Annotated in this window: 18 protein-coding genes; 12 read left to right on the top strand and 6 right to left on the bottom strand. The window is 48.4% G+C overall.

Annotated features, from left to right (window positions below; genetic code table 11):
- Position 1 precedes the first annotated feature (1 nt).
- Complete coding sequence (gene ppk1, locus HHX48_RS07235; RefSeq protein WP_191023620.1) at positions 2-2,068, bottom strand: polyphosphate kinase 1; 2,067 nt, start codon at positions 2,066-2,068, stop codon at positions 2-4.
- A gap of 76 nt (positions 2,069-2,144) precedes the next feature.
- Positions 2,145-2,651 carry a glycine cleavage system protein R gene (locus HHX48_RS07230; protein WP_191023619.1) on the bottom strand — a complete coding sequence of 169 codons (507 nt, stop codon included), beginning with the start codon at positions 2,649-2,651 and terminating at the stop codon, positions 2,145-2,147.
- Positions 2,652-2,844: 193 nt separating this feature from the next.
- On the opposite strand from HHX48_RS07230, the gene HHX48_RS07225 reads away from it, so the two are divergent.
- The 5 genes from HHX48_RS07225 to HHX48_RS07205 all read left to right on the top strand — a co-directional run bounded on the left by HHX48_RS07225 (position 2,845) and on the right by HHX48_RS07205 (position 9,608).
- A complete protein-coding gene (locus HHX48_RS07225) occupies positions 2,845-4,953 on the top strand; it encodes an ABC transporter permease subunit (protein WP_191023617.1) in 2,109 nt (702 codons plus the stop codon).
- Positions 4,946-6,514: a phosphate ABC transporter permease PstA gene (pstA, locus tag HHX48_RS07220; RefSeq protein WP_191023615.1), complete on the top strand. Its 1,569-nt coding sequence runs from the start codon at positions 4,946-4,948 to the stop codon at positions 6,512-6,514. Before HHX48_RS07225 ends, pstA begins: the two co-directional genes overlap by 8 nt.
- A 2-nt stretch (positions 6,515-6,516) precedes the next feature.
- Positions 6,517-7,323: a phosphate ABC transporter ATP-binding protein PstB gene (pstB, locus tag HHX48_RS07215; protein WP_191023613.1), complete on the top strand. Its 807-nt coding sequence runs from the start codon at positions 6,517-6,519 to the stop codon at positions 7,321-7,323.
- Between the two features lie 11 nt (positions 7,324-7,334).
- On the top strand, positions 7,335-8,051 hold the full coding sequence (gene phoU, locus HHX48_RS07210; RefSeq protein WP_139757200.1) for a phosphate signaling complex protein PhoU: 717 nt from the start codon (positions 7,335-7,337) through the stop codon (positions 8,049-8,051).
- A 285-nt stretch (positions 8,052-8,336) separates the two neighbouring features.
- Positions 8,337-9,608 (top strand): inorganic phosphate transporter, encoded by a 1,272-nt coding sequence (locus tag HHX48_RS07205; RefSeq protein WP_191023610.1) that lies wholly within the window; start codon positions 8,337-8,339, stop codon positions 9,606-9,608.
- A gap of 65 nt (positions 9,609-9,673) precedes the next feature.
- Here HHX48_RS07205 and HHX48_RS07200 read toward each other — a convergent pair whose 3' ends face one another.
- Complete coding sequence (locus HHX48_RS07200; RefSeq protein WP_191023608.1) at positions 9,674-10,648, bottom strand: universal stress protein; 975 nt, start codon at positions 10,646-10,648, stop codon at positions 9,674-9,676.
- Between the two features lie 230 nt (positions 10,649-10,878).
- Here HHX48_RS07200 and HHX48_RS07195 point away from each other — a divergent pair, with 230 nt between their 5' ends.
- Positions 10,879-11,787, top strand: coding sequence for a hydrogen peroxide-inducible genes activator (locus HHX48_RS07195; protein WP_191023606.1), 909 nt, complete (start codon positions 10,879-10,881; stop codon positions 11,785-11,787).
- A gap of 171 nt (positions 11,788-11,958) precedes the next feature.
- On the opposite strand, the gene HHX48_RS07190 is transcribed toward HHX48_RS07195, so the two are convergent.
- Complete coding sequence (locus HHX48_RS07190) at positions 11,959-13,416, bottom strand: undecaprenyl-phosphate glucose phosphotransferase (protein ID WP_223858096.1); 1,458 nt, start codon at positions 13,414-13,416, stop codon at positions 11,959-11,961.
- 559 nt (positions 13,417-13,975) lie between these two features.
- Between HHX48_RS07190 and HHX48_RS07185 the strand changes: the two genes are divergently transcribed.
- The 4 genes from HHX48_RS07185 to HHX48_RS07170 are packed head-to-tail and all read left to right on the top strand — an operon-like array spanning position 13,976 to position 18,743.
- Positions 13,976-15,199 carry an outer membrane beta-barrel protein gene (locus tag HHX48_RS07185; RefSeq protein WP_191023604.1) on the top strand — a complete coding sequence of 408 codons (1,224 nt, stop codon included), beginning with the start codon at positions 13,976-13,978 and terminating at the stop codon, positions 15,197-15,199.
- Positions 15,199-15,744 (top strand): polysaccharide biosynthesis/export family protein, encoded by a 546-nt coding sequence (locus HHX48_RS07180; RefSeq protein WP_191023602.1) that lies wholly within the window; start codon positions 15,199-15,201, stop codon positions 15,742-15,744. The genes HHX48_RS07185 and HHX48_RS07180 overlap by 1 nt, the downstream gene beginning before the upstream one ends.
- Positions 15,745-15,784: 40 nt before the next feature.
- Positions 15,785-18,001, top strand: a complete 2,217-nt coding sequence (locus tag HHX48_RS07175) for a GumC family protein (RefSeq protein ID WP_191023600.1) — start codon at positions 15,785-15,787, stop codon at positions 17,999-18,001.
- A 19-nt stretch (positions 18,002-18,020) separates the two neighbouring features.
- On the top strand, positions 18,021-18,743 hold the full coding sequence (locus HHX48_RS07170) for a tyrosine-protein phosphatase (RefSeq protein ID WP_191023598.1): 723 nt from the start codon (positions 18,021-18,023) through the stop codon (positions 18,741-18,743).
- A 24-nt stretch (positions 18,744-18,767) separates the two neighbouring features.
- Here the strand turns inward: HHX48_RS07170 and HHX48_RS07165 are convergent, their stop codons facing one another.
- Both HHX48_RS07165 and HHX48_RS07160 read right to left on the bottom strand, forming a co-directional pair.
- Positions 18,768-19,157 (bottom strand): 3-phosphoshikimate 1-carboxyvinyltransferase, encoded by a 390-nt coding sequence (locus tag HHX48_RS07165; protein ID WP_191023596.1) that lies wholly within the window; start codon positions 19,155-19,157, stop codon positions 18,768-18,770.
- Position 19,158: 1 nt separating this feature from the next.
- Positions 19,159-20,520, bottom strand: a complete 1,362-nt coding sequence (locus HHX48_RS07160; protein WP_191023594.1) for a hypothetical protein — start codon at positions 20,518-20,520, stop codon at positions 19,159-19,161.
- 770 nt (positions 20,521-21,290) lie between these two features.
- On the opposite strand from HHX48_RS07160, the gene HHX48_RS07155 reads away from it, so the two are divergent.
- Together HHX48_RS07155 and HHX48_RS07150 are read left to right on the top strand one after the other, a co-directional pair.
- On the top strand, positions 21,291-22,457 hold the full coding sequence (locus HHX48_RS07155) for a glycosyltransferase (protein ID WP_191023592.1): 1,167 nt from the start codon (positions 21,291-21,293) through the stop codon (positions 22,455-22,457).
- Entirely contained in the window at positions 22,441-23,763 is a 1,323-nt protein-coding gene (locus HHX48_RS07150; RefSeq protein ID WP_191023590.1) for an O-antigen ligase family protein, read from the top strand. The genes HHX48_RS07155 and HHX48_RS07150 overlap by 17 nt, the downstream gene beginning before the upstream one ends.
- Positions 23,764-23,781: the final 18 nt, after the last annotated feature.

The following is a 23,781-nucleotide window of genomic DNA, read 5'->3' as shown; positions in this document are numbered from 1 at the left end:
CTCACTGTTCCAGCTTCTTCAGATAATCGTAAATCTCTATCTGAGAGCGTAATTTTTTACGGTTACCCCGACGCACGTAATGGTTACGCTGATCTTTATCAATTTGCCGGGCTTTTAGTGTATCGCGAAACTGCAACTCAATAATATCAACAATACGCTGCTGCAGGCGTTTATCATAAATCGGACAACCCACCTCAATCCGATTATCCATATTGCGCGTCATCCAGTCGGCTGATGATATGAATACTTTTCGTTCATCCCCTTCGCCAAAAATCATTACCCTGGGATGCTCCAAAAAGCGATCAACAATAGAGATTAACGTAATATTATCGCTGATTCCTTTTAAACCGGGTACCAGAGAACACATTCCTCTCACCAGTCCGCGAATTTTCACACCCGCCTGGCTGGCGCGATATAAGTCATCTATAAGTTCCTTGTCGACCAGGTTGTTGAGTTTGAAGGTAATCTGGGCGTTCCGGCCTTCTTTCAGGTGCTGAATTTCCTGGCGGATGAGCGACTGGATTTTTGTCCGCGCATTCAAAGGTGAGATCTGTAAATGCTGAAACTTATATCGCCGATAAGGGTATTGAATCAAATCAAACACATTCACTGCTTCTTCCGCCAGTTCCTGATTACGGGTAAAGAGGCTGAAGTCGGTATATATTTTTGCGGTTTTCTCGTTAAAGTTACCGGTACCAAAATGCGCATAGTGAACCAGCGAGCCGCGCTCTTCCCGTGATACCAGACAAAGCTTGCTATGAATCTTCAGTGTAGGAACACCTAACACCACCCGAATCCCGGCATCCGTCATCCGCTTGGACCATTCAATATTAGCTTCTTCATCAAAGCGAGCCCGTAACTCCACCACCACCGTCACTTTTTTACCATTGTCCACGGCGTCAATCAGCGAGTTAACAATCCGTGAATTACTGGCCACCCGGTAAATATTAATGCGTATAGACTTTACGCTGGGGTCAAAGGCAGCCTGTCGAACAAATTCGGTAAAGTGCAAAAAGCGGTGATAAGGGTAATACAGCAATATGTCATGCGCTGTTATCGCATCGAACACCGTGTTAAAGCGGGAAAACTCAGAGGTATCAATGGCTGGTAGTGTCTGATGTTCAAGGTACTCACGACCAACATTGGGAAAGCCAATAAAATCTTTGAAATTACGATAGTGTCCCGCCGCATGCATGGTATCCAGTGATGTGATCTTCAGGCGTTTACGTAAATCCTTGACCATATCTGAAGGCATCTGATTGTCATGAATTACCCGGACAGGCTCAGCAATCAGTCGCTGTTTCATGCTCTCAGACATTTTTTCGACATAGCTTTCGTCAATTTCATCGTTAATTGAGTACTCGCTGTCGCGGGTCATTTTAAACGAGTAGGCTTCCAGCGAGTCATATTTTACAAAGCCGCGAAAAATATCTTCCAGACACAGCTGGATAATATCGTCGAGCAGCACAATATGCTTTTTCTTGCGACTTTTTTGTGGCGGTATCTGTACAAACCGCGACATCTCCTGGGTGGGCACTTGTAAGGCGGCGTAACGGGTGTTGCGGTCTTTACGACGGATAGCCACATACAAATACACCGCCGTGCCGTTAAGACGACTAAGCAGATCCGTTTTTTTGTCTATTAGGATAGGCGCGATATGGCGCAGGATTTTGTTGACGAAAAAATTGCGCACCCAGGTGCGCTGATAATCGTCCAGATCGTTCTTGCGTAAAATAAAAATATTGTAGCGAGCAAGTGTCTTCACCACATCTTTATGGATTTGGTTAAACTTCTCGGACAGTGACACCACTTTTTTCTGGATTTGCTCCATCAGCGCTGTTTTTTCCAGGGCTTCCTGCTCATTGCCGTCGTTTTGGGCGATGGTGATCTGGCGTTTTACATCTGCAGCACGAACCCGATAAAACTCATCCAGATTATTGGAGTAAATGCCCAGAAAGCGAATTCTTTCCACCGCCGGGTTGTTTTCGTCTGCAGCTTCCTGCAGGACCCGCTCATTAAATGCCAGCCAGCTCAGTTCTTTTGAGTAATAAAGCGTCTGCGATTCCATGTTGCTCTTCTGTTATTTGGTAAAAATGGGCCAAGCATGTCAGCTTTCCGTGACATGCCAGTGACACACCAAAGACTTACATCTGGGTAGAAATATCGACAACAAGATCATTGGCCAGCGCTTCTAGAGCTGACTGCAGACGGACCTCATCAAAATCTTCCGGCACCCGGACAACCGCTTTTGCTTTGAACATGAGACTGCCCCAGTTGGGCGCACTTTCACACCCTGAATCAAACGTAACGATGTTTAGATTGAACTGGTTAAGCGTAGAGGTCAGTTCCTGAACGATGCCCGGTTTATCATTACCCATTACCTCAACAGTCAGGGTATCGGATAAGCTATCCTGCGCGTTTTTCAGCGACACCGCCTGTACCGACAAATCTGCGATACCGTTAAGTGAGGCGACCAGTTCTTCATGTCGGTTTTCAGGCACCTGCACCTCGACAAACCCGGTAAACATGCCGGCCATGTGTGCAAAGCTACTGCTTTGCCAGTTACCACCATGCTGATATACATTTTTCGCAATGGTATCAACGATCCCTGCTTTGTCTTTTCCCATGATTGAAATCACGACTGGTTGCATAAACACTCCTGTTAATAACAGTGGGCAGGTATCCTGTTCGGACGCCTGACAGGTTGCGGTTGCTGACAGACAACTTTCACTTGATAATAGTAGCTAAAATACCACATCATGGGCGGCTAACCACCGTAATTTGCATCTTAAAAGTGCCGTTAACAGCATGAATTCCACGATAAAAATTAAAACCAGGCAACGCATGCGCAAAGATAAACGGATGCGAATTATGGTCACCGCATTTGGCGGCCTGGTGCTGCTGACGATGCTGATTCTGATTACCCATCTTATCAGCCAGGCACTACCTCTGGCGTTAACCCCCAAAATCTCTCATAAAATGACGTACAAAGCGGCTGCCGACACGCGTTTTATCGGTAGCGGCGATCTTGGTGAAGGTCAGCCTGCAATGCTCAGCACATCACAATGTGCCGTCACACTTGCATTGCCAGAGAAACAAAGTCTGAAAACGTCCAGAACCTTTCATCACCCCTGCGAGCACGAAGCGACCGTGGTGAACCTGGCCGGAGAACATTACCTGGTAACGGTTTCAGCCTCTGGACTGTTACGTGTGTCAGGCCTGAGAGGATTGAATAATCCAACACCGAAAAGCGCGTCGATTGAAAGCAGCAGCACAGGGCCTGACATGGGCTTTTCTTTCGCGTTGAATAAGGCTCGCTGGCAGAACCGTAAGAGCTGGGATGTTCAGTTATCTGAACGCTGGATCGTTGCCACTATTACTACCGATACGCATCAGTATGTTCGCTGGATTGACCAGAGCGATCCGACACGCGTATTTGATCAGGCATTCGACAAGGCGCAGCCAATACTGGTGCTGCCGAATGTCGGTCAACTGGTCACTCTGTCAAAAGAAAACTTGTCATTTTATGATGTTGAAGGCGTGATGCTGCGCACCGCAGCCATGCCACAGGACCTTGTGTGGTGGCAAAGTATCGCTAAAAACCGGACGTTTTTTACCGCATCAGAGCAGGGCAAAGTGACCCGCTGGGTGCTGTACAATGACGGTGGCACGTTAGCCTTTACGCCAACTTACGCGTTTTTTATTGATTCAGTTCCAATCGCTATTGCCGCGCATCCAAGCAGTAACGCGCTGGCAATGATTATTGAAAGTAAGCAATTACTTCTTTTTAATCGCTTGACTGGCGAGCAGGTATCGCAAATCCGAATGCCAGTGTCCGCTTCCGGAATCAGCTGGTACGCCGACCGTCTGTACCTGTTTTCAACTGAAACGCTGGCACGTTATCAGATTGATTATCTGTCGGGCGTCACAACCTGGGAATCGTTGTTCAGTCCCCAGCAATATGAAGGGTATGCCGAGCCCCGGCATGTGTGGCAAACATCTAGTGCGTCTGACTTTCAGGAGCAGAAGTACAGCCTGTCACCCTTGCTCATCGGTAGTCTGAAAGCCTCATTACTGGCGTTACTGGTTGCTATCCCGCTGTCGGTTGGCGCCGCTGTTTACACCGGCTTTTTTGCCCGCAGCCGGCTACGGCAGCTGGTGAAGCCAGGCATAGAAATGCTTGAGGCAATACCCTCCGTGTTAATCGGGTTTATTGCTGCAATCTGGCTCTCCCCACTGGCGACAAATATGTTGTTTGCGATTGCCTTTTTTCTGGTCACTGTGCCCTTTGTTCTTGTTATCGCAGCCTTGGCACAACAGTACCTTGCCCATCGCACAGGCGACTGGCCGCCGGGACTGGAACTACTGGTGGCAATTATCGCCATTCTTATTCTTGGTTATGCCAGTATGGTGTGGGCACCACCCTGGATTCTGAATCTTTTGGGTGAAACGCATATTGCGGCATTAACCACCCAAACGCAGAGCCCGGTGGGCAAGACTGCCGTAGTGGTGGCTATCGCCCTGGGTATTGCCATTTCTCCGAGCATTTACACGTTGACTGAAGATGCGATAGCCGGTGTGCCTGCCGATCTTAAACAGGCGTCTTTTGCATTAGGCGCCACCCGTTTGCAGACATTGCGACGTGTGGTACTGCATGTGGCAACACCGGGCATTTTGGCGGCTACGATGTTCGGGTTTGGGCGCGCCTTTGGTGAAACAATGATTGTGCTAATGGTAACCGGTAATACGCCCATCGCTTCCTGGGATCTGTTAGAAGGGTTACGGGCACTCACCGCCAACCTGACAATAGAATTGCCGGAAGCAGACGTAGGAAGTACTCACTATCAGATTTTATTTTTTACCGCATGTATACTTTTTGGCTTTACGTTCCTGGTAAATACTGTGGCAGAGTTGCTAAGGCAACGCTTACGCAGGCACTTACGCTATGAATAAAAGCAGACGTTTGTTTAGTCAGGGGCAGCGACAAGCCCTGTTTATTGGTGCCGGTGCTTTTTTTACCGGCCTGCTGCTACTGGCTATGATCAGTATCGTATTGCTGATAGCCGCCCGAGGTGGTGGGTATTTCTGGCCCCAGGATGTGCACCGGGTTAGCTTTTTATCGAGTGTTGATGATCAGCCTAAAACGGTTTTTGCGCAGATTCAGAGTGAATATATGCAGGACGGTCAGAAAATGCGCTGGCTGCAGTTATCTGATGCCCAGTCGCCCTATGGTCGCCAGATCTTACTTGAGAGTAACAGAACACTTTCTTTAGCGCGTGCACCCGAAGCTGCCCGCGTAGCGCTAAAAGATGGCCGCGTAGTATTAGCCGAACCGGTCAGTGTTGAGTCTCCTGAAAGTACCAGCATAGCGGTAGCGCGTATCGACGCTGTACGAGAAAACGTGGCGCAGATTGACGCGCGTATCACTGCTATTCGGGATGATGCGCTATCGCAGATTCATCTTCAGTTAACTGAGTTAGATCAGCGAAAGGTCAGCAAAAATGCGCCGGCGCGCAAAAAGCTCAACAAAGCATTTGACCGGTGGCATTCACAGGTTCTTGAGCTTGAACGTCAGCGGGATAGCTACCGGCTGAATCTTCAATTGGCGCAGGGCGACGACATCTCCATCCCGTTGATGGACGTTTACAGTCTTGAGCATACCGGGCAACTAACGGCTGTGGGCAAGCTGGGTGTGGCGCTCAATCGGGTGGGCCGCTTTTTAACCGAATCGCCCAAACAGGCCAATACTGCAGGGGGCGTATTTCCGGCGCTGTTCGGCACGGTGCTGATGGTGTTTTTAATGACCATCATCGTGACCCCGTTCGGGGTACTGGCGGCCGTGTACCTCAATGAATATGCGCCGGATAACGCCATGACTTCGATTATTCGGATTTGCGTCAGTAACATGGCAGGCGTGCCATCGATTGTCTATGGCGTCTTTGGTCTGGGTTTTTTCATCTATGGGGTAGGCGGGTCGCTGGATCAGCTTTTTTTTGAGCAATCACTGCCTGCGCCGACCATGGGGACTCCCGGTGTTTTCTGGGCAGCCCTGACTATGGCTATTCTTACACTGCCTGTGGTCATCGTAGCCACGGAGGAAGGTCTTCGCAATGTACCTCAGGGACTGAAAGCAGGTAGCTATGCATTGGGTGCCACTAAAGCTGAAACGGTGTGGCATACGATTTTGCCAATGGCCTCGCCGGGCATCATGACCGGGGTGATTCTGGCCATTGCCCGTGCTGCCGGTGAAGTCGCGCCACTCATGTTGGTCGGTGCGGTCAAATTTGCCCCGAACCTGCCGGTAGACGCAGAATTTCCGTATCTTCATCTGGAACGCCAGTTTATGCATCTGGGCGTGTTAATATACGATGGTGCTTTTCATAGTCAGACTGATGCAAAAAGTGCCTCAATGATGTTCGCCGCCTGCCTGCTGCTGCTGGTGGTCGTATTTATCCTAAACATTCTGGCTATTTTGCTACGGGCCAGGCTGCGTCGACGTTACGAAAGAAGGTAGGCATGCTTAAGCTATTTGATCACGAGCACCTTGATTTAGACAATCTCAGTGATGACCTGACAGCTATACGGGTGGAAGATTTGAGCCTGCAATTTGGTAATAAGCATGTGCTTGAAAATATTTCCATGCGTATTCCAAAACACCGCGTCACCGCGCTTATTGGACAAAGCGGTTGTGGTAAATCCACACTCATCAGCAGCTTTAACCGCATGAATGATCTCAACCCTCAGTGCCGGTATCAGGGACAGATTTATATCGGTGACAGAGATATTAATAATAAAAAACAAAATGTCTCTGAGCTTCGCACGCAGGTAGGCATGGTATTTCAGCGCCCGAATCCTTTTCCTATGAGTATTTATGAGAATGTGTGCTACGGATTAAAACTCCAGGGAATTAAAGTGCGTCGTCAGCTGGATGATGCTGTAGAGCGGGCGCTTAAAGATGCTGCGTTATGGAAAGAGGTTAAAGATCGTTTGTTTGAGTCTGCCTCTGTGCTGTCCGGTGGCCAGCAGCAACGTCTCGTGATTGCGCGGGCACTGGCGCTGAAACCCGATATCCTGCTACTTGATGAACCGACGTCAGCGCTGGATCCGCTGACCACATTATTTATCGAAGAGTTGATTGCTGAACTAAAACACCGGTGTACCATCATTATTGTCACACATAATATGCAACAGGCAGCGCGGGTGTCCGATTACACGGCGTTTTTACATCAGGGCCGGCTTATCGAGTACAGTGATAGTGACACCTTATTTACCACGCCTGAACAAAAGCAGACGGAAGATTACATCACCGGCCGTTATGGCTAGGAGCATCAGCAATGAGACAAATCGCCTTTAACACACACATATCCGGTAAATTTAATACCGAGCTTGAGGATTTACGAAATTCCGTACTGACGATGGGTGGTGAAGTCGAGCAACAGCTGATTGATACATTAAAAGCAATTCGTCTCAATCACAGTGGGCTGGCGGAAAAAGTCGCCCTTAACGACCTGCGCATCAACTCGATGGAAATTCAGATCGACAAGGAGTGCATGCGCATAATTGCCAAACGCCATCCCACCGCATCAGATTTACGGCTGGTTATGATTATCTCTAAGGCCATTACCGATATTGAGCGTATGGGCGACGAAATTGAACGGATGGCCAGATTGGTCACGAAGCAAAAAATTCCGAATTCGGAAAGTGTAAAGAGCAGCATGCTGTCAATCGGTGAAAAGGTGGTTGCGATGATGCGGGGCACTTTTGACGCATTCGCCAGGCAGGACGATAACTCTGCGCTGGAAGTCTATGATCAGGATAATCGTATCGATAGTGAATATAAGCGGTTGCTGGCGTATATCGTCAAAGAGATGGAAAGCAGTAATGAGTCCATGCAGGACTGGCTGGAAATACTATGGGCTCTGCGTTCATTAGAGCGGGTAGGAGACCGGTGTAAAAATATCTGTGAGTACGTTGTCACCCTGACCCGTGGTGAAGATATTCGCCATACCCCGCTGGAGAACCTCAGTCAGACGTTGGAAAATCTTGAGTAAAGCGTCGGCGAGATGTCATAAAACTGAAACAATTGCGTCTAAAATCGACAACTGGCGACACTTTTATCTCAAATTTACGATTAACCAGTTTTTAGACTATGGCAAAACGAATGATTACGTTATCATGCGCGCTGCCAAAACGAGATCAGTTTAAATATTGACCTATGCTGAGAAACGAAAATAACTCGCACGATAGCAATTTCGCCTGCCTGAGAAGGCAAACAATTTTCATCCTGCGCCACGAACAGTCTGGCGTCAGCCATAAATAATCAGGAGCACTTGCCTGTGGAACTTCTGCAAAATTATGGAACGACCCTAATCCTGCTGGCTGCCGCTGTAGGATTTATCATGGCGTGGGGAATAGGCGCCAACGACGTGGCAAACGCCATGGGAACCTCTGTTGGCTCTAAAGCGTTAACCATCAAGCAAGCCATCATCATTGCGATGATCTTTGAATTCGCCGGGGCATATCTGGCGGGTGGTGAAGTTACCTCGACCATACGAAAAGGAATTATTGATTCGGCGTTCTTTGTAGATAAGCCGGATTATCTGGTATTGGGCATGATTGCCTCCCTCTTCGCAGCCGGTATCTGGCTTGCGCTGGCATCATGGCTGGGCTGGCCTGTTTCAACCACGCATTCAATTATTGGCGCAATCATCGGCTTTACAGCGACGGGCGTCAGTATGGATGCCGTATCGTGGGGAAAAGTTGGCGGTATTGTAGGCAGCTGGGTAGTGACCCCTGCTATCTCCGGCATTATTGCCTATCTGATATTCATGAGTGCACAAAAGCTGATCTTCAGCACAGATAAACCGCTTGAAAACGCAAAGCGTTATGTACCGTTTTATATGGCGCTGGCTGGTTTTGTCATGTCACTGGTTACCATCAAAAAAGGCCTCAAGCACGTTGGTATGGAGCTATCTACGCTCAACGGCTATTTGCTGGCCATTGGCATTGGTATTCTTTTGGCTGTGCTGGGTAAAATGTGGATCAAGAGAGTGCATTACAGTGAATCTCACGATGCCGATCTGCAAACCGCTAACGTTGAAAAAGTGTTTGCGATTTTGATGGTCGTTACCGCGTGTTGTATGGCGTTTGCCCACGGCTCAAACGATGTGGCGAATGCGATTGGTCCATTGGCTGCGGTTGTCAGCGTGGTAAGTTCAGGTGGCGAAATCAATTCCAGCTCTACATTGGCACCCTGGATCCTGCCACTTGGCGGTCTGGGTATTGTGGCTGGTCTGGCACTGTTCGGACACCGGGTTATCAAAACCATCGGGCAGGGCATTACACACCTTACCCCAAGTCGCGGTTTTGCTGCGGAGCTTGCAGCTGCATGTACCGTCGTTATTGCATCAGGCACTGGTTTACCTATCTCTACTACGCAGACGCTGGTAGGTGCTGTATTAGGGGTTGGTATGGCCCGAGGTGTATCAGCACTGAACCTGGGTATCGTGCGTAACATCGTGGTGTCCTGGGTAATTACCTTACCTGCAGGTGCCATCTTATCGGTTATCTTTTTCTACTTACTTAAAGGGATTTTCAACGTTCCCTAAAGGTAGCGAAAATAAGAAAAAAGCCCCGCCTTGCGGGGCTTTTTTTGTGGTATTAAATCAGAGAGTTATTCATTTACGGGTGAGATAAATCCTTCAGGTTTAATCCCAAGCACTGCGCAATCTAACTGACTAATCGTTTCTTCGGCGGTGCCACCCATAATGAAGCCCGGAACGCCGATGCGAGCCACTGTACCCATCACTACCGCCTTTGCACCCAGAGAGCGCGCTGTAATGGCAATATCACGACGCGGATAGCCATGGATGATATGACGTTGTGGTGCCAGATATTCCAGTGCGCCTTCATCAAGTTCTTCGTCCAGATTTGAAAGAAGACGTTCAAGTTCAGCATCGCGCTCAGCGTAGATGTCCTGTAAATCGCTGGTAAGATTATTCTCATCCACCGAAATAAAGCCACCTCGCGCAATATTCTCCGGAACCGCATCATACACATGCACAATATGTAGCTGGGCAAACTCCATCAGCGCCACCTGAGAGGCATACCGCAGAATATCCATGTTCAGCTTTTTGCGGACAGAAACTTCATGCTCAGGGTAATGGTAGTTTAAATCCAGACAAGCAACGATGGTATCGTACTGACGACTGTTACCACGATGTACAACCCACACAGGACAGGGACACTTTCTTAGCAGGTTCATATCTTCGCTGCCGAACAAGCGCTCCAGAAAATCGGCTTCAGAAAGCTTTATTACCAGGTCAAAACCAGACTCAACAATGTATTTCAGAAAATCATTGTTGCTGTCGCCAACCCGGACGTCGGTTTCCAGTGGATATTTTTCCTGCCAGGTTTGTGCCTTTTCTTTTAGCCACACCTGCGCCGACGATTCGATACTGGTCTGTGTCTCCAGATAAGCGAACGATTGCATCACCATTTTAGCGTTAGGTGGCAAGGCATCCAGTTTGAGTACCACTGTCAATTTGGCCTGATGCCGCTTCGCGACGTGAACAGCCTGAGCAACAACCTCATCCTGTTTATGGGTGTCATTTAACACGCAGGCTATGTTGGTAAAATGTCCCTTCATAACATCCTCAAGACGAAACCTTTGAAATGAAACTACAAATTATTGATACGGCTTTTTAAAACCATTTAGACTTATTATAAGCTTTATTCGGGCAAAAATCGGGCTGTAAACATGAATAAATGATGAAGCCCTTACGTTGACGTCACGGCCACGGCAAATCTTATTGGATTTACCTTTCGGTAATACTTATGCTAGATTGAAACTATCATTTCTAATCTAAAAGTTGACTTATGAAGTGGCCGAACTTAAAGCATCTGCACTATTTAGTGACATTGCATCAGGAACAGCATTTTCACCGGGCAGCGCATCGTTGCAATGTGAGCCAGTCGACGCTCAGCACGGCAATACAAAATCTTGAAGAGCACTTCGGCTCACAACTGCTTGAACGAGAACATAAAACATTTGTGTTTACCTCACTGGGGCTGGACGTTGTAGAGCGAAGCAAACTAATACTCCAGGAAGCCGGTGAGTTAGTCGAATATGCGCAGAATGCGGGGAACTGGCAAAGCGGTAAGCTCAAACTGGGCGTGATTCCCACAATTGCGCCATTTCTGTTTGAAGGCCTTATCGGTGCATTCAATGCATTTTTGCCGGAAATTGGTCTTGAGCTACAGGAAGACACCACTGACAACCTGCTCCAGCAACTGAGTGACGGAGAGCTCGATTTGCTGGTGTTAGCGCTGCCAATGGAAACCCCGGGGTGCAAGCAAATGGTACTGGGACATGATCCGTTTCATCTGGTCGCCCATGAAGAGCTTAGTAAAACGCTACCGAATCCGCTGGATATTTCGTCATTGCCTAAGAAAAGCATATTTTTGCTACAGCAAGAGCATTGCATGACCGGACATGCCGTCAGTGCTTGTGGACTGCAGCATCAGGAACAAGTAAGTAGCCTGGCAGCCAGTAGCCTGTACACACTGGTACAGCTGGCAAACAGCAAACTGGGATATACATTTTTGCCAGAATTGGCGATTAATCAGAATATTCTCAAAAATACGTCGCTAACGGCAATGCCGGCCGAGGATGATGCATTTAGGGAAATCGGACTGGTATGGCGCTCTGGCACGACCAGAATGCGTTTATTCCGCCGCATCGGGGAGATCCTGGCGCCGCTGTTGCCCCAGCCAACGCTTAACTGAGCTACTCATTCTATTTTAGTAGCTCTAAAGGCGTAATTGTCGTTTATTTCCAACAAAGCAAAAGAAGCGCCTGGCATAGTGACACTATAACTTGGTATCAATCGTGAAACTTTGTCCCGGTGATCGAGAGGATGCCACGTACAAAAAAGGCCCGATAGACGGGCCTTTTTTTTAATAGACGTTGTTCCCGGAGAAACCGCCGACAACGGTCTTCAAAATAATCTTTAAATCAAACCATACAGACCAGCGGTGCATGTAATCAAGATCGTATTCTACCCGCTTGGCCATCTTGTTAACGGTTTCTGTTTCACCACGAAGACCATTAACCTGGGCCCAGCCTGTAATACCCGGACGTATTTTATGGCGTAGCATATAACCGGTAATAAGTTTTCGATACTGTTCATTGTGCGCAACTGCGTGAGGACGGGGGCCAACAATCGACATCCTACCCTGCAACACATTTATAAACTGTGGTAACTCATCCAGAGATGTCTTTCTCAAAAATGCGCCCAGCTTTGTTACACGCGGGTCGTTCTTCGTTGCCTGTTTCACTTCCGGGCCGTTATCTTGGGTCGACATTGACCGGAATTTATAAACAGTAATTTCTTTACCATCGAGGCCGTAACGCTTTTGCTTGAAGATAGCCGGACCAGGCGACGTCAGTTTAACCGCGGCAGCAATACACAGCATTGGAATGGCTAAAAACGCCAGAATAATACTGCTGACAACGACATCTTCAATACGTTTTAACACATCGTTGGCACCCTGGAAGGGCGTATCATAGATACTCAATGCCTGCACATTACCCACTGTCTGCCAGCGAGAGTTCAGCAGTGAATACATAAAGAAATTAGGAATCAGATAAACGTTGGCAGTGGTGTCACTGCATTTTTCAAGAATGTTCTTAATCCTGCCTTCTGCAGCAGTCGGCAGCGCAATATAAATATAGTCAACCTGATGAAGCCGGGCTAATTCAATCGCATCATCAATACTGCCTTTAATATCATGCTTTTGCTCAGCAGTTAATCGATCAGACGGACGGTCGTCATACATGCCTTTGAACTGAATACCCAAATGCTCGTTAGCAGCCATTTGCTGTGCCATGTCATAGCCAACTTCTGTTGCGCCAACAATGATGGCTGAACGTGTATTCATACCACTGCGACGAACCTTGAACAGAAACTGTCGCATGATGCCGCGCCATACCGTTAATGCCACAAACGAGGTCGCAAACCAGAACATCACCATCGAAGGAGAAAGTGTCACACTGTGGGAGAATAAAAAGCCCAGTGTCAGTGTCACAACGAAACTTAACAACCATGTGCCCGCCGCACTCTTAAGCATCGAGCTGGTGCGGCTGCTGCGCCAGGAACGGTAAAGGTCTAATGCCTCGGCCGCCAGTTGAAACGACACCACATTAATGAACAGTAAAATCATGCCCGTGGTGGTTAGCGTCAGTTCATAATAAAACACGGCAGCGTAAAAACAGACGGTAATCAGCGACAGATCGATCAGTCGATAGACCGTAGAAAAACTGCTCTGATAATGACCGGTAATACCACTTCTTCTCTCATCACGAGAATTACTGTTGCTATTTAGCGCCTGACTTTGCAGTAAGTTGAATTTCATAATTCATTCGCTCCGATAAGTGGTAAACCAGGAAAAACGAAGGCTCGACCGAATTCACACATCTTAAACTTCATTGAATACAAGATAACTGCCTTAACTAAATGCACAAAGTGTTCCAAATTTAAGTGAATGATTTTCACTAGATTGCCGCGTGCTAAAAATTAAAAACTGTAAATTTATTACAACATTTATAGCCTTTATTTCCGATCCTACTAAAAAGGAATGAAGTATCAGGATGCTTCATAGACAGCAGTGACGGAATAATTAGTTACAGACCTGGTTCTGTTCGTGACCACTTCCGAAGCATTTTTTTCGGCGTTTTTACTGATGGCACAGAATTCGCTTGTGACCACTCGATATCTTCATTTAGTGAAGTAAGCGTAATGAAGCCTGCTCCAATATTACCCGTGCAGGCACGTCAGGCTTTGTGCACCAAAGGCAACCAGGCGCTGAGTTTACAGAACAGCGCTGGCGACGAAGGATGATTTTACGCTTAAGGTTTTGGCGGCCAATGCATTGAAGCATTCGCCCCATTCAAAATATTTTAACCGGAGAGAACATGATAAAGCAGGCTTCCAGTGCGCTCGCACTGTCTTTGATTGCTGTTAGTATTAGTCACGCTCAGGAAGCGGGCAGGTACAAAATGGGCAGCGTCGACCTCATCCCTGTTCTGAATACGGATTTTCTGCATATTGATAATGTTACTTACGCCAGTGAGCAGGACGCGGAAATCACCAGTTGGGTCGGAGTCGTTTCACCTGAGTTGCGTGCTGTAACGGAGCTGAACGGCAATGAGATTGAATTAGGCTATCGCCTCGAGCGCGGTGAGTATTTCTCCAGTGCAGCGGATAACTACACTGATCACTTTTTGCATGCCGATGGCGACTTTGTGTTTTCTGAACGTAGCCGCTTTACAGCCAGAGCAAATTTTGAAGACGGTCACGATGATCGTGGCCGGGTTTACTCAAACGGGTTCGGCAACGCGCTCAGCGAGCCTGACACGTATAAAAACGCAAACCTCGATGGTGTGCTGTCATATGGCGGACTGTCATCAACAGGCCGGGTAGAGGTTTCAGCAGGCTACGAGGTGATGAATTACGATGACAGGCCTGAGGTGTTGGGCTTTCGCGACACCAACTTTTTGCGCTATCGTGACCGCGATTACTTCAGATATGGCGCCGCATTCTATTATCGTGTCGCACCCAGCACTAACCTCGTACTTGACGCAAACCGTCAGGAAATTACGTACGATGAGCAGCAGCAGGCCCAACAATCTCTGGACTCTATAGAAAACACAGTGTTAGCAGGGGTAACCTGGCAAACGAATAACTACACGCGCAGTTTCGCTAAAATCGGTTACACGCAGAAAAAGTTTGATGCTGTCGGGCGTGAGGACTTTTCCGGCGTGGCCTGGGAAGTCGGAATGGCCTATAAGCCAATGAGTTACTCGCAGATAAAATTTGCAACAAGTGCCGATACCCGGGAAACCAATAGTGAAGCCGACTATATTCGCAGCCGCGACTACAGTGTCAGTTGGGAGCATTCATGGCTTGAGCGCTTTTCTACCACTGCCCGGGTCGCGTTTGCCACGGATGATTATGAGGGACAGGCCTCCGACCTTCGCGAAGATGAAACGACAAAAATAACACTTGGCGCCGACTACGATTTCCGTCGCTGGCTACAATTAGGTGTTTTTTATCAAATAAATGAACGAGATAGTAACCGTGAGACTATAGATTATGATCGCGACGTAATCGGTCTGACCGCGAAGGTAACTTTATAATGGAGAAAAGCGTGAGGTATGTGCTGACTATCGTGTTGTTGTTGTTTGTTTGTAACGCAGTGGCACAAGAGGGCAACGTGAACATGAGTCAATACCGGCTGGGTGTCGGCGACAAAATCCTTATTAAGGTTTTTGGTCAAACTGACTTATCTATGGAAACCCGAATCCCCGATGTTGGCAAAATCAATTATCCGTTTCTGGGCGACCTGAAGCTGGTTGGCCTCACGCTTTCTGAAGTTGAAAGTCTGATCTACGATGGGCTGGAAGGTGATTACCTGGTAAACCCTTCCATCGCGGTATCCATTGTTGAATACCGCCCGTTTTTTATCGACGGTGAAGTGAAAAGCCCCGGGGGGTATCCCTACCAGCCAGGTTTGTCCGTCAATAAGGCTGCTGCGTTGGCCGGCGGCTATACCGAACGGGCCTCGCGCTCCGATATCCAGATAATTCGCGAAAAAGATGGGCAACAACGCACCATTGAAGTGGATGTTGGTCACCTGATCCGACCCGGCGATATTATTACCGTACCACAGCGCTTCTTCTGATGAAGCGTGTCAGTTATAGCCAGATTTCGAAGGAAAATCTATGTCTAGTAAAGTGAGGGATCAGCTACAAGCCAATATCCTCGATGATGAAACCATCGATTTTGCGCATTATTGGCAAGTATTTAAGCGTTACGCTGGTCGAATCATTCTGCTTGCCGTGTTGTTCACCGTATTGGTGGCGCTGATAGTCATGAAGATGACGCCGATTTATTCAGCCACAGCCAGCCTGTTAATTGAGTCGCAACCGGCTAATCTGATGTCTATCGAGGAGATCTACAAGTCAGATACTACCCGAAAAGACTATATGCAGACCCAGTATGAAATTATCCAGTCGCGTCAGGTTGCCTCACGCGCGGTGGACGAACTGGACTTGTCTAATGATCCGGTTTTCATGCCATCGTCATCGGGCGGATTTGATATCGTCAAAGATGTGAAGCAATGGATAAAATCAAAGCTTACATTCTTACCGGAAAAGAAAAAGAAAACGCTGACACAAACCCAGCGCGCAGAAAAGCGCCGTCAGGCCGCCATCAACAAATTGATGAATTCAATTTCGGTGAATCTGGTCAATAATACCCAGGTCATTGAGATTACCGCGGTGAGCGAATCGCCTGAGCTGGCTGCACGAATTGCAAATGCAATGGGTGATGTGTACGTCGAGAACTATCTGCAGGCTAAGGTTGATATGACCACCAAGGCGACGTCATTTCTGACCGAAAGTATGGAAGGTCTGAAAGATAAGCTGGAAGAAGCTGAGCGAAAACTGACAGATTTTTACGAAGAAAATCAGCTGGTCAACCTGAGTAACGGTGTGGTCGGTCTGGCAGCTGAAGAACTGGAACAGCTGAGCGACCAATTGTTAGACGCTCAGTCTACGTTAAAGCAGAACCGGACTATCTACGAGCAAACTCAGCGTAACGGCGCGGACATCAACGCGCTGTCAAGGTTGCCTGAAGTATTGAATCATCCCAGCATTCAAAGCGTGCGTCGTCAGCAGGCAGAGGCGCAGAGCAGGGTGAGTGAGCTCAGCAAGGTATTCGGGCCCAAACATCCTAAAATGGTTGCTGCTCAGGCTGAGCTAACCTCAGTGCGGGATACGTTGCAGACGCAAATCCGCGATTTGATTTCCAGCATCACGACACAATACCGGGCCTCTCAGGAACGTGTTGCTAACTTACAGGAAGAAGTGAGTCAGGCTAAATCTGAATATCGCAAGTTATCAGGCCTTGAGAATCAGCGTCGTGCTCTACAGCGCGAGGTTGATATTAATCAGCAGCTTTATAACTCCATGTTTACCCGTCTTAAGGAGACGAGCGAAATAGGCGGTTTTGAGTCGGCAAATGCGCGAATTCTGGATCCAGCCGTGGCGCCGAATAACCCATCCAAACCAAATCGTACCCTGTTAATCGGTGCGGCATTTGTCATCAGCTTCGGATTCGGCGTGTTCCTGGCCTTTGTGCTGGAAGCGCTCAACAGTGGTGTGCGTTCCGTCGAAGATGTGGAGAAGAAGCTCGGACAGCGTATGCTTGGACTTATTCCACTTATTCCTCAAAAGCGTAAAGAGTCGATGCCGCTGCGCGCATTTTTCGACAATAAGTATCATCAGTTCAGTGAGGCTGTGCGCACCTTGAGAACCAGTCTGTCCCTGACCAATCTGGAGAAGCAAAACCAGGCGATTCTGGTGACCTCCAGTGTGCCTAAAGAAGGTAAGTCCACTGTTTCAACTAATCTTGCCTTTGCACTGGGACAGCTGGACAAAACCATTCTTATTGATGCCGACCTGCGTCGGCCGTCCATCGGCAAGCGCTTTAATGTGCCTAATTATCAGCCTGGCTTATCAAACCTGACAATGAAAACTCACTCGCTGGATGAGTGTCTGGTGCATGATGAGCAGTCTGGTATCGATCTGATTTGTGCCGGCAGTATTCCATCTAATCCGCAGGAACTGCTGGCCGGTGAAGGATTTAATGCACTTATCACCTATCTTAAGAAGCATTACAAGTATGTGGTGGTGGATACCGCGCCGACGCAGGCTGTCAGTGATGCGATGGTGGTGTCGAAAGCCTGTGACTCAGTCATTTATGTAGTAAGGGCTGACAGCACCAGTGAGAAGATGATCCAAAATGGTCTGGGCCGCTTCCTGCAGGTTGGACACCGCGTGGATGGTGTTGTGCTTAATCAGGTTGACTTGCGACGCTCGGATGTTTCTGAGCGATACGGCGGTTTTTATGACCAGTACGGCTATAATGCTAACTAAATCTTAAGTGGGTGATGCTATGATCGATGTACACAGCCATATCATTCCCGGCATAGATGATGGTGCCAGAACAATGGAAATGGCCCTGGATATGGCCAGACAAACCGTTGATGCTGGTGTCACGCATTTAATCTGTACGCCGCACATGCACTGGGGCACGTTCGACAATACCAAACCGATTATTAAGCAAGGTTTTGATGCATTAGTCGAAGAAGTCGATAAGGCTGGCATTCAGCTGGATTTATCGTGGGCAGGTGAGATCCGCATCAATGAGATGGTGCCCATCTGGTTTAAAGAGGACAAGCTGCCCTATCTGGGCAGCCTGGACAATAAACAGGTATTACTGCTTGAAATGCCGCATAGTAATATGCCAGCCGGGCTGGATCAGCTTTTTCGCTGGCTTCGCAATGCCGGTGTTCAGCCATTGGTGCCGCACCCTGAGCGAAACAGAGATATCTGGAAGCAGCCACAAAAGATTCAGTGGCTCAGAAATCAGGGGTGCCTGTTGCAGGTTACTGCCGGGGCGTTTACTGGCCGGTTTGGTGACCATGTGCAACAAATCGCCGAGTCTATGCTAAAAAACAATCAAATCGATCTGGTCGCATCCGATACCCATGATACTAAACGCAGGCCAAACGAGATGGGTGACGCCTACAGACGGGTATCTGATCTACACTCCGTTGAAAAAGCTGAACAGTTGTTTGTGCACACACCGCGCAACATTGTGATGAGTGAGGCATAGCCTGGTTGCGATTCGCTGACGGTGTCAGCGCCAGATACCCAGTGAAAAGGCGTCGAAAAGGTCAATCCCCAGGGCCGACTTCAATACGTACAAACAGGTGAGCCCCAGCATCACTGACACGGTCAGAAAAATACAAATCATCAGCGCCAGCCAGGTTTTACTGATGGTTTGCTGCAAACGGGAAGGTTGGCGTCGATTACGACCAGCTAAAAACACAAGATAATATCTGTGTTGCCATAGCTTAATCGTGACACGCCAGTCTACCTTGTGAGTTTTCCAGCGCGTCGTACCAATGCTTTGTGCTAAGCCTTCAAGTTGATCTTCAGTAAAGCTGTCAGCAACGTCCTGTGGCATTTTTGCTAACAGCCGTTGCACAGCCGGTGATTGCGCACCGGAATGCTTAATCTTGTACACATCATGCCTTTTGATATTTACGACACTGCAAGCATACCAGTGAAACGGCCATCAGCACAGTGACGTATGCCATCACTGCCGGGGTTTGTAATGTTGTCGATACCATTGAAAGGTAGGCTGTGCCGGCAAGGACGCCAGTACAGCTTAGTGCAGTAGCTCGAAATACAAGATGGCGGCGGCGCGCCATCGCCATGATTGCACTAAATAGGCTGGTCAGGAATATTGCGACAAATACAAGGCTGGCAGGAACGCCGAATTCAGCCAGAAATTGCGTCACATCAGTTTCACCCACCGGTAGCACCCCAGAAACCGGCAACGGGAGATCCTCTGCGTCAATATCCTTTGCGGTGCCCGGTCCGGCGCCCAGTAAAAGGTGATCTTCAACGCCGGGGGTTGCAGGCGCCCATTGTTGGTCCTCCAGCGTGACCAGGGGGGGCTCATCAAGTGTCAGCGCTCGGTCGGCCAAATACGAAGCGGCCAGTATCATCAACAAATTCGCGCACAGCAGACTTAGCATAAAAGTACTGAACAGCTTGGGGCGTGGTGAAAACAGGATGAAACCTGCGACCACTGCGAACACAGTGGCAATGACGGTTGCCCAGATAACTTCAGCCTGAGCGGTCATTACCAGGCCGCCATACAGTAAGAGTGCTGCAATACGTAGCACGGCCTTTCGCCCAAAAAAATAGTTCACAATGCGCCGGATACGCTGACGCAAATTGCCGGTGGCAGATGGCTTGATGCGGATAATCAATAATCCCAGTACCGCGCATAAAGCAATTAACAGCAAATGTCCGTAAGCGATACAACGCAGTAGCGTACCACTTGCCCCGCTTTTGACGGGCAGGTCCAGAATGAGGCTGGTGTCCAGGGCCATGAAAATCGGCAGTGCGGCATACAGGGTTTGAAACAATCCCACGGCCAGCAGACACCGAAGCAGTATTTTCAGGCGTCGGGCTGAGCGAAACAACAACAGGGCCAGTGTAAATAAGGCGCTGTAGGTAACGACTCTTAACAGCGATATCAGCGTGTCCGTCGTGCTGTATGTCAGGGCTAACCAGTCGTTATACGCGCTGAATGCGAGAAAGGTACGCTGGGGACGGATGAAGTCAATCAAGCTCTCCGGTAAGGGGATCAGTAACAGCACATGCCAGATAATAAGAGTTAGCCAGCCAGCAAAGATTAGCCGATTCTGGCGAATCACAGGTAATGCCGTTGAAGCGAACTGGCGAATATACAAGGCAGTCAACGCCACCACGAACAGACACATTGCCAGCCATCCTGATGTGGTTGCGGAGCCCAGTGGAAGAGGCAGCCAAAAAAGAACCAACAAAAATACGGCCAGGTAATAACGACCCGGCATATGCAATGTCAGTGCTGCAAATAGGTGTGTTCTCGCCGTAATAGTTCTGACTCCCCGTTATTTTTGGCGATATATCCGGCTCGGTTGCCTCTGGCCCGTTAACTGAATATGCGTATGACTCGATGCGCCTGACGCGACACTGAGACTATGCCTGTATAGTACAGGCTCAATACTCTTTCAGTGTATACAAAGCGTTACCACGCTTGCTATAGGCAACGATTCCATAAGCAAAGATCCCGCCAGATTTCGTGGTTGCTGAGGATAGTCACATTCAAAATTGAGGTAGCGCCGGCTACTCGTGAGGTTTGCAACGGAAACAGCCTCTTGCCTCGGGCCTGTGTGAGTATAATATCAACAGAACTCTATGAAAAAGAAAGAAAATTACACACTGATTGAAAATGTTGCCTGATTGCTACAGTAAGTACGACTTAAGCATGGGCTTAAACACGCCTTCAACAGTATTGATTACCGACAGAGGCTGGCGAGTCACAAGGAGGGCGCAGAAAGGGAGAGTCTCCGTGCTGATTTTAAGACATTTATAAATTCATTAAGGGTTTGCGTGATTTCATGTAGCGCGAATTCGCCAGTTGGCATAAAAGATGAATTCATTAGCTCAATTATCACCAGCGCGATAAACACCACCCTTACGTACTCTGTACATTTGTGCCGCCTGAAAATTAAGAAGCGCCGCTGTAGGTAGTGATGAAACGCATACGGCAATCAAAACCGGCTTCGTATGCGTTTAAAGGTATTAGCTTGAGGAATCCACAATGAACCGACACAACAGCATCGCTTTTATTATCAATTCCCTTGAGGGCGGTGGTGCCGAGCGGGTAATGTGTAATCTGCTGAGCATTATGGAGTCGTTTTTCACGCAGCATCAGATTGATGTGTATCTTATTCTGCTTGATGCCGTACCGGAAGCGCATCAGTGCCCTGCCTACGTTAATAAAATTACGCTTAAAACCGATGGCAATCTGTTACAGGGCTATCGCCAGCTTAAACCGTTACTCAGGCAGTTATCTCCTTCGCTCAGTCTGAGCTTTCTAACCCGCAGTAATATGCTCAATGTTGTTTTGTCTCATCAGCTGGGCTATCAGGCAGTTATCAGCGAACGGGTCAACACCAGTAGCCACTTCCCGGGCGGACTGAAAGACACTATCAGCAAAGCAATGGTCAAAGCGACGTATCCGAAGGCGCATCGGGTTATGGCGGTTTCTGAAGGTGTAAAAGCCGACCTTATTCAGAATTTCAATGTCAAAGAAGACCGTGTGCAGACGGTATATAATCCTTATGATATCGAGGCGATTCATAAGCGCGCGGATGAGTCGGTAACTGATTTGCCCCAAAACGCATACATCATTGGCACCGGACGTCTTGTTAAAAATAAAAACTTCAGTCTTCTGATTGATGCCTATGCCAAAAGTGATGTGCCGGAAGACCTGGTCATTCTTGGTCAGGGCGACCAGGAAGGCGCGCTGAAAGAACAGGTTGCCAGACTCGGGTTAAACGAGCGGGTCCACTTTCTGGGGTTCAAGTCTAATCCTTATCCCTATATCAAACAGGCTCGGTATTTTGTTTCAACCTCCAATGCAGAAGGGTTTCCGAATGCTATTGTCGAGGCGATGTGTCTGGGCAAGGCCGTGGTTGCGACTAACTGTGAATCTGGTCCTGCCGAGATTCTATCAGGCGAGTACCCGCTTCACATTACGCAGTTTACACCCTCGAAATATGGATGCCTATGTCCGGTGAACGATGCTACTGCGGTTGCCAATGCCATGGATTTTCTTAACGCACCCACCGAACTGGCACGCTATTCGGCGAAAAGCACTGAGCGTGCGCAGGCTTTCAGTAACGAAATTTTCCGCCAAAAAATGATGGCCTGTTTAGAGTTAACCCCGGGCGCCGAGGATACAGCTTATGTTCCTGCTGGTTAAGCTGGTATTTGGCCTGATCAGTGGCTATCTGGTGTATCGCGCGATTTCACGGCGATGCAATAAGTATCTTGCGTTTGCAGTTGTTGCACTGTGGCTGCGGTTTTTCCTGTCGGCATTTCATGACATCACCTACGAACCGCTGATTGCCGGCTTCTCCATCAACGCGCTTTCCTCCATCGGTATTGCCGGTATGGGCTTGTTACTGTTGCCACGCAATTTTCTGACCCTGCAAAAGCTTGGGCTCATCTATCTGTTTTTTGCCAGTATCTTGCTAAGTGGTGTGCTCAATGGCGCTATGGTAGGACTTATTAATGTCATGGTGAAATGGATGTTCTTTCTTACCGTCACTGGTGCTATTTTCATGGCGGTTCGTAAAGTAGGCAAAGATGAGGTGCTCCGAAAGCTTTTGGTCGCTTTCTTTTTACCCGTCAGCCTACAGATCATGTCGATTCTTTTAGGCGAGGCAAAGGCCACAGAATCTGATGGCTCTACCAGTTATATCGGCGGTTACAACCATGAAGCCGCCTTTTCCATGATTATTGCCAGCTTTACGCTGGTGGTAGGGCTTATCTCCGCAGGCTATATCCGGTTCAGGACATTGTTATTCGGACTGGGCTGCATTTTGCTGGTTATTGCCAATTACCGTACTTCTGTATTGGCGATTCTGCCATTGGCTGCGATATTTGCATTTAATACAATGGAGGCTCGCGTCGCTCCACGTTACAAACCGGTATTCCTGATCGCCGCGTTTTTTGGGATGGGCCTGGCATTTTTACTGCTGTCTTATGCTATGCAGGACCGATTCGCCGATGTCTTCGTGTTTCTGGGGTCGCTGGACGAGCTCATGAAAGCCCCACAGTATTATTCAGAGGCTGAGAAAGATATCTTCTCGGCACGGGTCTATATATGGAGTCAGTATATTTACACCTACTGGCAGGGCGACTGGATCCATCAGCTTGTCGGGTGGGGGCCGGAATCCTGGAGCGGGCGTTTTCCCAAATATGCTCATAACACCTATGTATCCTTTCTGTTTGAATACGGTGCGTTCGGGCTGCTGTGCTTCCTGTTGGCTGTCGGCGCCTTTTTAAAACAGTCTTTGCGTATCAAGAATCGACGTTATTCGATGATGCTTTTCTCATCCATGGTGGGATTTCTGATCATGTGCTTTGCCACCATGCCATTATGGAATATCGAAGGGCTCATTTTGTACGCTATTTTGATTGGCAATACGCTGGCACCGGTACGCCTGCTCAACGCGGAAGAAACTCACGTTCCTGCCTTTTTAAATCGATTTGTAAAAGTATAACTGGCTGCATTGGTAGCT

The sequence above is a fragment of the Salinimonas profundi genome (assembly GCF_014750655.1).
Taxonomy (GTDB): domain Bacteria; phylum Pseudomonadota; class Gammaproteobacteria; order Enterobacterales; family Alteromonadaceae; genus Alteromonas; species Alteromonas profundi_A.
The sequence above is the reverse complement of the archived record's forward strand: the minus strand, read 5'-3'. Positions and strand labels throughout refer to the sequence as shown.

Coding starts and splice junctions, on each gene's coding strand:
- ppk1 (WP_191023620.1), bottom strand. CDS start 2,068: ATGGAATCGCAGACGCTTTATTACTCAAAAGAACTGAGCTGGCTGGCA.
- HHX48_RS07230 (WP_191023619.1), bottom strand. CDS start 2,651: ATGCAACCAGTCGTGATTTCAATCATGGGAAAAGACAAAGCAGGGATC.
- HHX48_RS07225 (WP_191023617.1), top strand. CDS start 2,845: ATGCGCAAAGATAAACGGATGCGAATTATGGTCACCGCATTTGGCGGC.
- pstA (WP_191023615.1), top strand. CDS start 4,946: ATGAATAAAAGCAGACGTTTGTTTAGTCAGGGGCAGCGACAAGCCCTG.
- pstB (WP_191023613.1), top strand. CDS start 6,517: ATGCTTAAGCTATTTGATCACGAGCACCTTGATTTAGACAATCTCAGT.
- phoU (WP_139757200.1), top strand. CDS start 7,335: ATGAGACAAATCGCCTTTAACACACACATATCCGGTAAATTTAATACC.
- HHX48_RS07200 (WP_191023608.1), bottom strand. CDS start 10,648: ATGAAGGGACATTTTACCAACATAGCCTGCGTGTTAAATGACACCCAT.
- HHX48_RS07195 (WP_191023606.1), top strand. CDS start 10,879: ATGAAGTGGCCGAACTTAAAGCATCTGCACTATTTAGTGACATTGCAT.
- HHX48_RS07190 (WP_223858096.1), bottom strand. CDS start 13,416: ATGAAATTCAACTTACTGCAAAGTCAGGCGCTAAATAGCAACAGTAAT.
- HHX48_RS07185 (WP_191023604.1), top strand. CDS start 13,976: ATGATAAAGCAGGCTTCCAGTGCGCTCGCACTGTCTTTGATTGCTGTT.
- HHX48_RS07180 (WP_191023602.1), top strand. CDS start 15,199: ATGGAGAAAAGCGTGAGGTATGTGCTGACTATCGTGTTGTTGTTGTTT.
- HHX48_RS07175 (WP_191023600.1), top strand. CDS start 15,785: ATGTCTAGTAAAGTGAGGGATCAGCTACAAGCCAATATCCTCGATGAT.
- HHX48_RS07170 (WP_191023598.1), top strand. CDS start 18,021: ATGATCGATGTACACAGCCATATCATTCCCGGCATAGATGATGGTGCC.
- HHX48_RS07160 (WP_191023594.1), bottom strand. CDS start 20,520: ATGCCGGGTCGTTATTACCTGGCCGTATTTTTGTTGGTTCTTTTTTGG.
- HHX48_RS07155 (WP_191023592.1), top strand. CDS start 21,291: ATGAACCGACACAACAGCATCGCTTTTATTATCAATTCCCTTGAGGGC.
- HHX48_RS07150 (WP_191023590.1), top strand. CDS start 22,441: ATGTTCCTGCTGGTTAAGCTGGTATTTGGCCTGATCAGTGGCTATCTG.